Source organism: Mesorhizobium sp. M7A.F.Ca.US.010.02.1.1 (assembly GCF_004023085.1).
Taxonomy (GTDB): domain Bacteria; phylum Pseudomonadota; class Alphaproteobacteria; order Rhizobiales; family Rhizobiaceae; genus Mesorhizobium.
Window position 1 is genome coordinate 22,118 of record NZ_RZRV01000037.1, and the last position, 13,546, is coordinate 35,663.

General features: G+C 64.3%; 15 protein-coding genes. 12 read left to right on the top strand and 3 right to left on the bottom strand.

The features are described 5' to 3' along the window. The first annotated feature begins 1 nt into the window (after position 1). From EOA19_RS27280 to EOA19_RS27325, 10 genes are all read left to right on the top strand, one after another. Entirely contained in the window at positions 2 to 1,210 is a 1,209-nt protein-coding gene (locus EOA19_RS27280) for a diaminopropionate ammonia-lyase (protein WP_128305358.1), read from the top strand. Beyond that, positions 1,207 to 2,427, top strand: a complete 1,221-nt coding sequence (locus EOA19_RS27285) for a Zn-dependent hydrolase (RefSeq protein WP_128305359.1) — start codon at positions 1,207 to 1,209, stop codon at positions 2,425 to 2,427. Before EOA19_RS27280 ends, EOA19_RS27285 begins: the two co-directional genes overlap by 4 nt. Positions 2,428 to 2,445: 18 nt before the next feature. Further along, positions 2,446 to 3,618 carry a M20 aminoacylase family protein gene (locus EOA19_RS27290; RefSeq protein WP_128305360.1) on the top strand — a complete coding sequence of 391 codons (1,173 nt, stop codon included), beginning with the start codon at positions 2,446 to 2,448 and terminating at the stop codon, positions 3,616 to 3,618. Positions 3,619 to 4,105: 487 nt separating this feature from the next. After that, positions 4,106 to 4,279 carry a hypothetical protein gene (locus EOA19_RS27295; protein ID WP_023812604.1) on the top strand — a complete coding sequence of 58 codons (174 nt, stop codon included), beginning with the start codon at positions 4,106 to 4,108 and terminating at the stop codon, positions 4,277 to 4,279. A gap of 89 nt (positions 4,280 to 4,368) precedes the next feature. Continuing rightward, a complete protein-coding gene (locus tag EOA19_RS27300; RefSeq protein ID WP_128305361.1) occupies positions 4,369 to 6,462 on the top strand; it encodes an ATP-dependent helicase in 2,094 nt (697 codons plus the stop codon). 19 nt (positions 6,463 to 6,481) lie between these two features. Further along, on the top strand, positions 6,482 to 7,261 hold the full coding sequence (gene dapB, locus EOA19_RS27305; protein WP_128305362.1) for a 4-hydroxy-tetrahydrodipicolinate reductase: 780 nt from the start codon (positions 6,482 to 6,484) through the stop codon (positions 7,259 to 7,261). Between the two features lie 397 nt (positions 7,262 to 7,658). Continuing rightward, positions 7,659 to 7,862: a DUF680 domain-containing protein gene (locus EOA19_RS27310; RefSeq protein WP_128305363.1), complete on the top strand. Its 204-nt coding sequence runs from the start codon at positions 7,659 to 7,661 to the stop codon at positions 7,860 to 7,862. Positions 7,863 to 7,909: 47 nt separating this feature from the next. Further along, entirely contained in the window at positions 7,910 to 8,113 is a 204-nt protein-coding gene (locus tag EOA19_RS27315; RefSeq protein ID WP_128305364.1) for a DUF680 domain-containing protein, read from the top strand. Between the two features lie 47 nt (positions 8,114 to 8,160). Next, the gene (locus tag EOA19_RS27320; RefSeq protein WP_023812599.1) at positions 8,161 to 8,388 is read left to right on the top strand and encodes a DUF680 domain-containing protein; all 228 of its coding nucleotides are present in this window, start codon (positions 8,161 to 8,163) and stop codon (positions 8,386 to 8,388) included. 411 nt (positions 8,389 to 8,799) lie between these two features. Next, positions 8,800 to 9,033 (top strand): DUF680 domain-containing protein, encoded by a 234-nt coding sequence (locus tag EOA19_RS27325; protein WP_023812598.1) that lies wholly within the window; start codon positions 8,800 to 8,802, stop codon positions 9,031 to 9,033. A 51-nt stretch (positions 9,034 to 9,084) separates the two neighbouring features. Here EOA19_RS27325 and EOA19_RS27330 read toward each other — a convergent pair whose 3' ends face one another. The 3 genes from EOA19_RS27330 to purM form a co-directional block, all read right to left on the bottom strand. Further along, positions 9,085 to 9,591 (bottom strand): histidine phosphatase family protein, encoded by a 507-nt coding sequence (locus tag EOA19_RS27330; RefSeq protein ID WP_023812597.1) that lies wholly within the window; start codon positions 9,589 to 9,591, stop codon positions 9,085 to 9,087. A gap of 195 nt (positions 9,592 to 9,786) precedes the next feature. Continuing rightward, on the bottom strand, positions 9,787 to 10,500 hold the full coding sequence (gene purN / locus EOA19_RS27340) for a phosphoribosylglycinamide formyltransferase (RefSeq protein WP_023812596.1): 714 nt from the start codon (positions 10,498 to 10,500) through the stop codon (positions 9,787 to 9,789). Continuing rightward, entirely contained in the window at positions 10,497 to 11,576 is a 1,080-nt protein-coding gene (purM, locus tag EOA19_RS27345) for a phosphoribosylformylglycinamidine cyclo-ligase (RefSeq protein WP_023812595.1), read from the bottom strand. Before purM ends, purN begins: the two co-directional genes overlap by 4 nt. 238 nt (positions 11,577 to 11,814) lie before the next feature. Between purM and EOA19_RS27350 the strand changes: the two genes are divergently transcribed. Further along, complete coding sequence (locus EOA19_RS27350; protein WP_023812594.1) at positions 11,815 to 12,372, top strand: CDP-alcohol phosphatidyltransferase family protein; 558 nt, start codon at positions 11,815 to 11,817, stop codon at positions 12,370 to 12,372. Further along, on the top strand, positions 12,344 to 13,546 hold the full coding sequence (locus EOA19_RS27355; RefSeq protein ID WP_128305365.1) for an AI-2E family transporter: 1,203 nt from the start codon (positions 12,344 to 12,346) through the stop codon (positions 13,544 to 13,546). The genes EOA19_RS27350 and EOA19_RS27355 overlap by 29 nt, the downstream gene beginning before the upstream one ends.

A 13,546-nucleotide genomic window follows, 5' to 3' on the forward strand; every position in this document is an offset into this window, starting at 1 on the left:
AGTGTTCCTGCTCAACCGCAATGCTTTGCATCGCCTGCCACTCGATCCAACCGATGCCGAAACTCTTGGCGTGGCCGGCGCCGACACGGTCGAGCGTTTTCTCAGCCATCGCGACAATCACCTGATGACGCCGCTGCATGCGCTGCCGGCGCTCGCCGCCGAATTCGGACTTGGCGCCGTCCACATCAAGGATGAGGGCTTTCGCCTCGGCCTCGGCAGCTTCAAGGCGCTTGGCGGCGCCTATGCCGTCTTCCGGCTGGTGCTGGAGGAGGCAGGCAGCCGGCTTGGTCGCCCTGTCGACGTGGCCGATCTCGATCGCTCTGATGTGCGGGCCGTCGCCGCGGCGATGACATTTGCCTGTGCGACCGACGGCAACCATGGCCGCTCCGTCGCGCAAGGCGCGCAACTCCTCGGTGCGCGGGCGGCGATCTTCGTCCACGCCGGCGTCAGCGAGGAGCGCATCGCCGCGATCGCCCGTTATGGCGCCGAGATGATCCGCGTTGACGGCAACTATGATGATTCGGTCAGGCAAGCTGCCCAGGTTTCGGCCGAGAAGGGCTGGACCATTGTGTCCGACACCTCGTGGCCCGGTTATGAACGGATTCCTGGCCTGGTCATGCAGGGCTATACGGCGATCGTGCGCGAAGCCTTGCGTCAGCTCTCTCGGACGCCAACCCACGTCTTCGTGCAGGCTGGTGTCGGTGGCATTGCCGCCGCGGTCGCCGGTCATCTCGCCATCGTGCTCGGTGACGCCAAACCGACCTTCATCGTGGTCGAGCCGGCGCGTGCCGCCTGTGTTTGTGCAGCCGCCCAGGCCGGGCGCCCGGTCAAGGTCGCGCATGGCCGGCCGACGGTGATGGCCATGCTCGAATGCTACGAGGCCTCTCCGGTCGCCTGGCGGGTGCTGGCGCGCGCCGCCGATGCCTTCATGACGGTGGATGAGGCCGACGCCGTCGCGGTGATGCGGCGGCTGGCCCGGCCGGACGCCGGGGATCCGGTGATCGTCGCCGGCGAAAGCGGCGGTGTTGGTCTTGCCGGGCTGATCCGGGCGATGGCCGATAACCCGACCGAGCTTGGACTGGACGGCAAATCGCGGGTGCTGGTGATCAACACCGAAGGTGCCACCGACCCGCATCGCTATGCCGAGCTGGTTGGCATGAGCCCGGCCGATGTGCTGGAAGGCAAGATGAAAGCCGAGGCAACGGCATGACCGCGATCGATGCACAGCGCCTGCTTGGCCGTATCCGCGAACTCGGTGCCGTCGGTCGCGACGGCGAGGGCAGGCTGATCCGGCTGGCCGCCTCCGACACCGACAAGCAGGGCCGCGATCTCTTCGTCGGCTGGCTGCGGCAGGCAGGGCTCGATGTCGCCATCGACCGGGTCGGCAATATTTTCGGCATCTGGCAAAGCCCGGACAGGGAGCAGGCGCCGCTGCTCATCGGCTCGCACATCGACACTGTCATCGATGCTGGCATCTATGACGGCTGTTATGGCGTGCTTGCCGGGCTGGAGGTGATCGAGACGCTCAAGGCATCAGGCTTTTCGCCGTCGCGTCCGGTCGCGGTCGCCGCTTTCACCAATGAAGAGGGCGTGCGCTACACCCCCGACATGATGGGCTCGCTGGTCCATGCCGGCGGCATCGATGCCGAAACGGTGCTGGCCGCTGTCGGCACCGACGGCAGCGTGCTGGGCCAGGAGCTCGCCCGCATCGGCTATGCCGGCGACCGGGAACCCGGGTTCCTCAAACCGCATGCTTATCTCGAACTGCATATCGAACAGGGGCCGGTGCTGGAGCGTGAAAGCGTGCCGATCGGCGCGGTGGAGAATCTGCAAGGCATCTCCTGGCAGCGTATCACCATCGACGGCGTCGCCAATCATGCCGGCACCACGCCGATGTCGATGCGCAACGATGCCGGCCATGCCGCCGCCCGGACCATCACCTTCCTGCTCGACCGGATCAAAGCCTCGAACGCGCCGACGGTGGCGACCGTGGGTACGATCCGCTTCGAGCCGAATGCCATCAACGTCATTTCTTCACGCGCCGTCTTCACCATCGATCTGCGCGATCCCGACGAACAACGCCTGCAGGCGGAGGAGGCGGCGCTTGCCGCCTATCTCGAGCAGCTTGCCACCGAGAACCTGACGGTTTCGGTCGAGCAGCTGGCCCGCTTCGAGCCGGTGATCTTCGACCTTCGCATCGTCGAGCTGATCGAGGCCGCCGCGAAGAACCGTGGCCTCGGCGTCCGGCGCATGACGTCCGGCGCCGGCCACGATGCACAGATGCTGGCGCGCATCGCACCGGCAGCGATGATCTTCGTGCCGAGCACCGGCGGCATCAGCCACAGTCCGCGCGAGCACACCGATGACGCCGAGCTTGTTGCCGGTGCCAACATCCTGCTTGATGTGGCCGCGCAACTGGCAAAGTAGGTCAGGAGGGGCAGAAGAATGTCTGAACTGGATCGTGACGCGCTGAAGCAGGAGATGATTTTCTGGCGGCGCGATTTGCACGCTCACCCGGAATTCGGCTTCGAGGAGAAGCGCACCGCGGCCTTCGTCGCCGCCAAACTGCGTGAGTTCGGCCTCGACGATGTCACCGAAGGTGTCGGCGGCACCGGCGTCGTCGGCACGCTGAAGCGCGGCAGCGGCAACCGGGCGATTGCGCTCAGGGCCGACATGGATGCGTTGCGCATATCAGAGCAGTCGGACGCATCCTACCGTTCCTGCAACCCTGGCATCATGCATGCCTGCGGCCATGACGGCCACACAACCATGCTGCTCGGCGCGGCAAAGCTGCTGGCAGGTGAGGGCGGTTTCGACGGCACCGTGCGCTTCGTCTTCCAGCCAGCCGAGGAATGGGGCAGGGGCGCGCTCGCCATGCTCGACGATGGGCTGATGCAGCGCTTTCCCTTCGACGAGATCTTCGGCCTGCACAACATGCCCGGCCTGCCGATCGGGCATTTCGAGACCCGTGCCGGCCCCATAATGTCGGCCGAGGATATCTTCGAGATCGTGCTTAAAGGGCTCGGCGGTCATGCCGCGCGACCGCATGCGGGCAACGAGACGCTGGTCGCCGCCTGCGCGCTGGTCACCAATCTGCAGACCATCGTCTCGCGCCGGCTGAGCCCGGCCGACATATCGGTGGTTTCGGTGACCGAGCTGATCACCGACGGCACCCGCAACGCTCTGCCCGGCCTTGCCCGCATCCTCGGCGATGCGCGCAGCTTCCGGCCCGAGGTCAGCGCCGAGATCGAGCGGCAAATGCGCATCATCGCCGAGGGCATCGCCGTCGCCTACAATGTCACCGCCGAGGTCAAGTACAGCAGGGAGTTCGTGCCGCTGCGCAACGATTCCGAACTGGTCGATGCGGCATTTGCCGCCGCAAGGCACGTCTTCGAACCCGGCAACATCGCCGTCGCCCGCGAGCCGATGACCGCCTCCGAGGATTTCGCCCGCTTCCTCGACCATGTGCCGGGTTGCTTCGTCTTCCTCGGCAATGGCGAGGCTTCCGCGCCGTTGCACAATTCCAGCTACGACTTCAACGATGAGGGGCTGTTGTTCGGCACGGACTTCCATGTCGCCGTGGTCAGGCAAAGGCTGAGTGGCGAGGCGGGAAGATGATCGAGTTTTGATCCCCAGGCCGCGCTCGCCGCTAGCCCAAACACCACCGCTATTGCCAACCAGCTCCGGAGTTTATTGAGATTGCGGGGATGATGGTCAAGACAAGCTTGTGACGGACCGGCGACCGATAGGGCCGTGCGCATCGGTACGTTTTTAACAAAGATAATCCCCCAATGACGCAGGGGAAAGACTCAGCTAGCCTCACCTGTGCGGCGGACCTCATTATCCGCTTGGCCGGCGCTTCATTCCTCCTCCCAAGCGGCGCCGGCCTTCTTCCCCAAAAGCCTGTCCGGGACGCCACAGCGGCATGCGGCAGGACACGAGCCCCGCAAACGCCAAGTTCCGCCTCCGGTGCCCCGAGAATGCATCGGGAAAGCGCTGGCGAAACCCATAGCCGTCCTCCATCTTCGACTGCGCGCGTGGACGATTGGCAAGGGAACCAAAGGCGGTTTCCCCGGTTGGTTCTGCTCCAAAGGAGTGTTGCACCATGTTCCGTCTGCTCGTCGTCGGCGCCTTCGCCTATGTCACCTATCGTATCGCCAGGAAGATGGTCGAAAACGTGCCCGATACGGTCGACCCGCTGCTGTTGCCGCCGTCGCAATATGATCGCGAGACCTTGCGGCGGCAGTCGGCCGACATGGGTGTCGATCCGCAACGCTAAAGACACGGACGTCACGCTTCGGCCTGTCGAGCACGAGGCCAGCCTCGCATCGACGTTGCGAACAAAGCAGAAACGATGCTTGATGGGCGATGAACCTCGCCACTGCTGATTCGACCTTTCGGGCCCCGACCGTCCAGCCTGCCTATCTCGCCCGGCTCAACGATGCCCAGCGCCAGGCAGTCGAGCACGGCGACGGCCAAATAGCCGGTCCGCTGCTGGTCATTGCCGGCGCGGGTTCGGGCAAGACCAACACGCTGGCTCACCGCGTCGCCCATTTGGTCGTCAAGGGGGCCGACCCGCGCCGCATCCTGCTGATGACTTTCTCGCGCCGCGCCGCGTCCGAAATGGCCAGGCGCGTCGAGCGTATCGCCGGCGAAGTGCTCGGCCGCGATGCAGCTGTCCTCACCGATGCGCTGACCTGGGCGGGAACCTTTCACGGCATCGGCGCGCGGCTGCTTCGCGACTATGCGCTGGAGATCGGCCTCGACCCTGCCTTCACCATCCATGATCGCGAGGATTCCGCCGACCTGATGAACCTGGTCCGCCACGAACTCGGCTTCTCGAAGACGGAAGCGCGCTTCCCCACCAAGGGAACCTGCCTTGCCATCTATTCGCGCGCCGTCAACGCACAGGCGCCGCTCAACGAGGTCTTGGGTTCTGCCTTTCCCTGGTGCGCCGGCTGGGCGGAGCAACTGAAAGAATTGTTCGCCGGTTATGTCGAGGCCAAGCAGGCACAGAACGTGCTCGATTACGACGATTTGCTGCTCTACTGGGCGCAGATGGCGGCGGAGCCCGAGATGGCGGCGCATCTGGGCGGGCGTTTCGACCATGTGCTGGTCGACGAATACCAGGACACCAACCGCTTGCAGGCTTCGATCCTGATGGCACTGAAACCCGACGGCGCCGGGCTGACGGTGGTGGGCGACGATGCACAGTCGATCTATTCGTTCCGTGCCGCCGAGGTGCGCAACATCCTCGACTTCCCCAACCAGTTCGCGCAAGCCGCCGACGTCGTGATGCTGGAGCGCAATTACCGCTCGACCGAAACCATCCTGGAGGCCGCCAATGCGGTGATCGGCGAAGCCTCGGAGCGCTTCACCAAAAACCTGTGGTCGGAGCGCAAGTCGACCGACAGGCCAAAACTGGTGAGCGTGCGCGACGAGGTCGAGCAGGCCAATTTCGTCTGCGATACCATCCTGGCCGAGCGCGAGGCCGGCACGGCACTGAAATCGCAGGCGGTGCTGTTTCGCGCCTCGCACCACAGCGGCCCGCTGGAGATCGAGCTGACGCGGCGCAACATTCCCTTCGTCAAGTTCGGCGGGCTGAAATTCCTCGATGCAGCCCATGTCAAGGACGTGCTGGCGGTGCTGCGCTTCGCCGAGAACCCGCGCGACCGCGTCGCCGGCTTCCGCGTGCTGCAGCTGATGCCAGGCATCGGCCCTTCGGCTGCCGCGCAGATCGTCGAGACCATGACGACGGCGCTGGACGAGGCCATGGGGCTGGCCGGCTGGCGTCCGCCGCAACGCGCGGCGGATGACTGGCCGGGCTTCGTCTCGCTCTATTCCGGCCTGCGCGCCGGCGCCAAATGGCCTGCCGACCTCGAACAGATCAGGCTGTGGTATGAGCCACATCTGGAGCGCATCCACGAAGATGCGACGACGCGGCGCGCCGACCTGTTGCAGCTCGAGCAGATCGGCTCGGGCTATGCCTCGCGCGAGCGCTTCCTCACCGAACTGACGCTCGACCCGCCGGACGCCACCAGTGACCAGGCCGGGCCGCCGCATCGCGACGAGGACTATCTGATCCTGTCGACCATCCATTCGGCCAAGGGCCAGGAATGGAAGAACGTCTTCGTGCTCAACACGGTCGACGGCTGTATCCCGGCCGATCTCGGCGTCGGCACCAAGGAGGACATCGAGGAGGAGCGCCGGCTGCTCTACGTGGCGATGACGCGGGCCAAGGACAATCTCAACCTGGTCATGCCGCAACGCTTCTTTCCGCACGGCCAGGCGGCGCGCGGCGACCGCCATCTCTATGCCTCGCGCACCCGCTTCATCCCGGCTTCGATCCTTGCCGCGTTCCAGCAGGTATCGTGGCCGACCGCGCAAGCGGCACAGGGCAGGGCGGCCCGGCCGGAGGTGCGCGTCGACATCGGCGCGCGCATGCGCGGCATGTGGAAATAAATAGCCGCGGGATAGCGCCATGTCGAAACCACCGGTCAGGGTCGCCATCGCGGGTGCGCTGGGCCGCATGGGCCGCGAGATGGCGGCGGCCGTGCAGGGCGACGCGCGGCTGGCGCTCGCCGCCCGCTTCCACCGGCCGGGCAGTATCGGCGAAGGGCTGGTGAGCCGCGACGAGGCGCTTGCCGTGGCCGACGTGGTCATCGACTTTACCACGCCGGCTGCCTCGGCTGATCTGGCCAGCATTTGCGCCGAACGCGGCGGGCCGGCCCTGGTCATCGGCTCAACGGGCTTCGATGCTGATGATTCGGCTGCGATCGCCGACGCCGCGAAAACAATTGCCATCGTGCGCTCCGGCAGCTTTTCGCTCGGGCTCAACATGTTGATCGGACTGGTCGAGCAGGCCGCGCGGGCACTCGATCCCGATGACTGGGACGTGGAGATTATCGAGGCGCATCATCGCCACAAGGTCGATGCGCCATCGGGAACGGCGTTGATGCTGGGGCATGCCGCAGCCGGCGGACGCGGCATCGATCTGGACACGGTCGCAAGGCGTGCACGCGACGGCGTCATGGGCTCGCGGCCGACCGGCGAGATCGGCTTTGCGGTACTGCGTGGCGGCAGCATCGTCGGGGAACACAGCGTCAGCTTCTGCGCCGAGGGCGAGACCTTAACCTTGTCGCATGCAGCCGGCGACCGCATCATGTTCGCCCGCGGCGCCATCGCCGCCGCACTCTGGGTGGCTGGACGTCCGCCCGGCGAATATGACATGCGCGACGTGCTGGGCATGACCGGCCTGTAGCGGCCGGTTTGTCGTCCCGGTTGGACGTACGCACCCATATCTCGTCCGCCTCCGCACCGTAAAAAAGAATGCTGGAGGGGTCAGGTCTCTTCAAACCGAACCGTTCGGTTCGATTTCTGTTGACGGACTGTATAGCAGATGGTGAACGCTGGCTTGGTTGTCGGCCTCGTATGGTGGGAGAAGAATCTCACTAACGATTTGATTTCGAACAGTAAAATTATGACCACCGAGGCCCTGTGCCAAATTTCAAGGTCCGAATTCGAGCCGCGGGGGAACATCTTCGTGATTGGAATCCGCGGCAGGGCAAGCCCATCTCGGGGTGGTCCGAGTGACGCGAAATTCCTCCCAAGGGCACGCCCCTAGACGGACAGAACAAAGAAATACTGGAGTAAATAAAATGACCAAGATCGCTCTTACCGCCGCCGCCATCCTCGTTGCCACGAGCACTGCTTTTGCCGGCAGCGACAACTATGGCTCGGCCAACGCCAATCAGCCTGCCGTCACTGTCGACCATTCGGTCACCGCTTCGACCTCGAAGGTGACACAGACCGTCCAGGCCCCCGCTTCGCAGGGCGCTGACCGCAATCTCTTCGGCCGCTAATCGCGACTGCCGATATCAACCCAATCTTGAATTCAGGAGTAAATAAAATGACCAAGATCGCTCTTACCGCCGCCGCCATCCTCGTCGCCACGGGCACTGCTTTTGCCGGCAGCGACAACTATGGCTCGGCCAACGCCAATCAGCCTGCCGTCACTGTCGACCATTCAGTCACCGCTTCGGTCTCGAAGTCGACGCAGACCGTCCAGGCCCCCGCTTCGCAGGGCGCTGACCGCAATCTCTTCGGTCGCTAATCGCGACTGCCGCTATCAACCCAATCTTGAATTCAGGAGTAAATAAAATGACCAAGATCGCACTCACCGCCGCCGCCATCCTCGTTGCCACGGGCACCGCTTTTGCCGGCAGCGACAATTACGGCTCTTACAATGCCAACCAGCCGGTTGCGAACCAGTCCGTGTCCAACATCGACACCACGCACACCGGCTCGATCCCGAAGTCCGTGAAGACGCAGGGTGATGCCAATGCCAACGTGCCGGCTCAGTCGGGCCAGGGCATCTGGGGTCGTTGATTTTCTGAAGTCTGCGACCACAAAGAGCGGTGGGCTTTGCCCGCCGCTCTTGTTTTTTATGCATGAGCAGGACTTCGGCCGACGGCGCCAGTGTCGGGCGCCGATCGTAATCGAACCAACTGGTTCAATTTATGTTGACGAATCGTGAACGGATGGCGAGCGCTGGCTCGACGAACCGCCGCACCGTGCGTCAGGTATCCCCCTTATAAGCGTTTGAGATCAATTGATAAAACAGGGTGAGCTCAACACCTTGGCCCACGTTCGAGGTCCGGATTTCGCGCGTGAGGGAACGTCTTCGTGATTGGAAGTCGGCGCACGAAAAACCCAGATCGAGGCTGTCCGAGCGACGCGAAATTCCTCCCAAGGGCACGCCACTAGACGGACAGGAACAGGAATACCGGAGTAAATAAAATGACCAGGATCGCTCTTACCGCCGCCGCCATCCTCGTTGCCACTGGCACCGCTTATGCCGGCAGCGACAACTATGGTTCGGACAATGTCAATCAGCCGGCCGTCACCTCGCGCGCGGTCAATGTCGACCACAGTTACACGGCTTCGACCCACAGGCTGGTCAAGCACCGCGACCTCACGCTGAGGCCCGATTCGGTCCAGCCGGAATCCGGCCAGGGCAACTGGGGAAACTGACGGCTCAAGCGGGCGTGCGGTGGGCTTGGCCTGCCGCACCTGCCATGGACGCTAGCCAAGGTCCTTCGGCCGCAGGCAATGTGTCAACCGGGCGGGGGACACGACGGACCAATCGCCTTCGAAGACCACCCGGGCCAGGGCTGCCGTCGGGAATTTCTCCTCAAGTCTCTTGAGCGCCTTGGCGTCTGACCCCGGCCCGGCAAGCTGTCTGGCCAAATGTTCCAGGCCCGGATTGTGGCCAATTACCAGCAAGCTGCCGCTTGAAGCGTCGGTTTGACCAATCTGGCTCAGAATGTCCGCCGCTGAAGCATCGTACAGCGCCTTGAATGCGATCCGGGGTGGCACGGGCAGCTCCGCCGCCACAAGCCGCCAGGTGTCGCGGGTGCGCAGTGCCGGCGACACCAGCGCCAGGTCCGGCAGCCAGCCGCGCGCCGCAAGCTCGCGTCCCATCAAGCACGCCGCCTTAACCCCGCGTTCGGCCAAAGGCCGGTCGAAATCATCGAGATCAGGGTCGTCCCAGCTCGATTTGGCGTGACGGAGGAGGAGTAGTTGTCTCATCGATGTCGGTCAGGACCAGGGAGACTGGTCAGACGAGTGCGGGCCTTTTGTTTGATCGCTTCAATGTCGAAGGGATCTAACGGGCCGCTTTCCAATCCTTCCAGCCAAGCTCTGCGCAGCCGGTCCGTTTCGGCCTGGCACCGAGTCTGATTTGGCGGTTCCAGGCTAAGTGCCGTTGTCATTCCCGATCTAGGTTCAAGGCGTGATGCGCGCCAGATGCTCGAGGTCGGCTTCCTCGCGCAGCGGATCCGGGGCCATCACCACCGAGGTGCCGTTGTCGGCATCGTCGGCAAAGTGGGCAAGCACGGTGCGGCCGGCCTCCATGCGCGCCTTGCCTTCGGCAACCAGTCCCAGCGCCAGCGGATAGAGCCGGTGTTCGGTCTTCAGCACGCGGGCTGCCAATGTATCGGCGGTGTCGCCGACCATCACCGGTACGGCCGCCTGTGCGATGATCGGACCGTCGTCCATCTCGGAGGTGACGAAGTGCACGGTGCAGCCATGGATGCGGATGCCGGCGGCCAGTGCGCGCACATGGGTGTCGAGCCCCTTGAACGCCGGCAGCAGGGCAGGGTGGATGTTGATCATGCGGCCCTGCCATCTCTGGACGAAGCCGGGGGTGAGGATGCGCATATAGCCGGCCAGCGCCACGATCTCGGCGTTGAAGGCCGCGAGCGCCGCGTCTATTGCCGCGTCATGCGCCTGCTTGCTGCCATGGTCGGCACGCGAGACGACCTGCGTGGCGATGCCGCGCGCCCTGGCGATGCCGAGCCCGGCGGCATCCGCCTTGTCGGAAATGACACCGACGATCTCGGCCGGGAACGCCGGGTCGCTGGCCGCGGCAATCAGCGCGGTCATGTTGGAGCCGCGTCCCGAGATCAGGACAACGGTGCGTTTCCTCTGCGCGCTCATAGGCCGATCGAGCCCCGATAGATGACCCCGGCGTCGCGGCGCGGCACGATGCGGCCGATCGGCGTCACCGTCTCGCCGGCCTCCTGCAGCACGGCGGCGACCTGTGCTGCCTGGCCGGATGCGACGGCCAGAATCATGCCGATGCCGCAATTGAAAGTGCGCATCATCTCTTCCGGCGCCACGCCGCCGGTCTTGGCCAGCCACGAAAACACGGCAGGAACGTCGATCGCTTCGAGGTCGAGTTCGGCCGAAAAATCCTTGGGCAGCACGCGCGGGATGTTTTCCGGGAAGCCGCCGCCGGTGATGTGGGCGAGCGCCTTGATACCATGCGTGTTGCGGATCGCCTTGAGAATCGACTTGACGTAGATGCGGGTCGGCTCGAGCAGCGCCTCGGCCAGCGTGGCCTCGTCGTTGAACGGCGCCGGATCGCTCCACGACAGACCGCTGACGGCGACGATGCGGCGCACCAGCGAATATCCGTTCGAGTGCAAGCCAGAGGAAGCCAGGCCCAGCAGCACGTCGCCTTCGACAATATCGTCGGTGGGCAGCAATTGGCCGCGTTCGGCGGCGCCCACCGCAAAGCCGGCCAGGTCGTAATCATTGCCGTGATACATGCCGGGCATCTCGGCCGTCTCGCCGCCGATCAGCGCGCAGCCGGCCTGGCGGCAGCCCTCGGCAATGCCGCCGACGATCGCGGCACCCTGGTCGGGATCGAGCTTGCCGGTGGCGAAATAGTCGAGGAAGAACAGCGGTTCGGCACCTTGCACGACGATGTCGTTGACGCACATGGCGACGAGGTCGATGCCGATTGTGTCGTGCTTGCCGGCATCGATGGCGATCTTGAGCTTGGTGCCGACGCCGTCATTGGCCGCCACCAGCACCGGGTCGGTAAAGCCCGCGGCCTTGAGGTCGAACAGGCCTCCGAAACCGCCGATCTCACCATCGGCGCCCGGCCGGCGCGTCGCGCGCACCAGCGGCTTGATCTTCTCGACCATGAGATTGCCGGCATCGATATCGACACCGGCCGCGGCATAGGTGAGCCCGTTCTTGCGCTTGTTCACGTCGCGCTTGCTCATTTCTGGTGCCCGTTCAACAATTTTCCTTGTCGCGGGCTCTTCGCATGAACGGTTTCTGTCCGCAAGGATAACGGCCATCTCGACCTACAAAACCGTGGACAGGGCGCGCGTAGGGGCTCGTGATTGGCGAAAGCCGGGCTGAAAACCGCTCTCCCATGCGGGGAGATCGGCAGCTTCTCCCTTGTTGCCACTCACCATCTTCATCATCTATCTCCGACCAAGAGGAGGTGCCAAGCATTTGACCATCCCCAACCTGATCACCATCCTGCGCCTTATCCTGGTGCCGGCGGTGGTGCTGGCGATGCTGCAGGCGCGCTGGGACTGGGCTTTTGCCGGGTTCCTCGTCGCCGGTATTTCCGACGGCGTCGACGGGTTCATCGCCCGCCGTTTCAACCAGCAATCCACCCTCGGCGCCTATCTCGACCCGGTGGCGGACAAGCTGCTGCTGGTTTCGGTGTTCGTTGTCATGAGCTTCATCGGGCAATTGCCGCTGTGGCTTGTCGTCATCATGGTGTCGCGCGACGCGTTGATCGTCTGCGCGGTGGTGTTGTCCGCCGTCATGACCCATCCGGTCGAGATGAAACCGTTGTTCGTGTCGAAGGCCAACACCGCGATCCAGATCGTGCTGGCCGCGCTTGTGCTGGGAGAACTTGCCCTTGCCGTTCACCTCGACCCGCTGAGGTCAGTTCTCATATTGCTGTCCGGGGTCTTGACCGTGGCTTCGGCCGCAGCCTATCTCGTGACTTGGCTGAGGCACATGAGCGGCTATGGCGAAGGCTCCACTCCGGACATCTGAGACAGAAGCGGCAGCGATCGAGGCCGCGGCCGCCGACACCGCCGCGTCCGCGACCTTTCGCCGCCAGATCTTCTTCTGGCTGGCCGGCGCCGCGCTGCTGGCGCTTTTCCTCTATGTTTTCAGCGCGATCCTGCTGCCCTTCGTCGCCGGCATGGTGCTTGCCTATTTCCTCGATCCCGTTGCCGACCGGCTGCAGCGGCTCGGCCTGTCCCGTTTCATGGCGACGGTGGTCATCCTCATCACCTTCCTCATCGTGCTGGTGCTGGCCTTCGTCATCCTCATCCCCGTTCTGGCCACGCAGATGGCCGATTTCGCCGGCAAATTGCCGGAATATCTGACCCGGCTGCAAAGCCTGATCACCTCGTTCGATCCGAAATGGCTGGAACAGAAGTTCGGCGTCAACGCCAATAGCTTGCGCGACGGGCTGAATTCGCTGCTGACCTCGGGCTTCGGCCTGATCACCACCGTCTTCACCTCACTGTGGAGTTCCGGCATGGCGCTGGTCTCGGTGGTCAGCCTGTTCGTGGTGACGCCGGTGGTCGCCTTCTACATGCTGCTCGACTGGGACCGCATGGTGGCGGTCATCGACGGTTGGGTGCCGCGCGACAACGTCGCGACCGTGCGCGCCATCGCGCGTGACATCAACACCGCCACAGCCGGCTTCGTGCGCGGCCAAGGCACGCTGTGCCTGGTGCTGGGCGCCATTTATGCCACCGGGCTGACGCTGACCGGACTGAATTTCGGCATCCTCATCGGCCTGTTCGCCGGGCTGATTTCCTTCATCCCTTATGTCGGCTCGCTGACCGGGCTGGTGCTGGCCGTCGGCGTCGCCTTCGTCCAGTTCTGGCCGGACTGGACGATGATCGTCGCCGTCGCGGTCGTGTTCTTCATCGGTCAGTTCATCGAGGGCAACATCCTGCAGCCGCGGCTGGTCGGCAAAAGCGTCGGCCTGCACCCGGTATGGCTGATGTTTTCGCTTTTTGCCTTCGGTGCGCTGTTCGGCTTCGTCGGCTTGTTGATCGCGGTGCCGGCTTCTGCGGCCGTCGCCGTGCTGGTGCGGTTCGCCATTGCCCGCTATCTCGAATCGCCGCTCTACAAGGGCCGCGGCGCGGCACCTGTGCCGCAGCTTCCGGCCGATCGCGGCGGCGGCCACCGCACGCAACCGCGTCGCTGA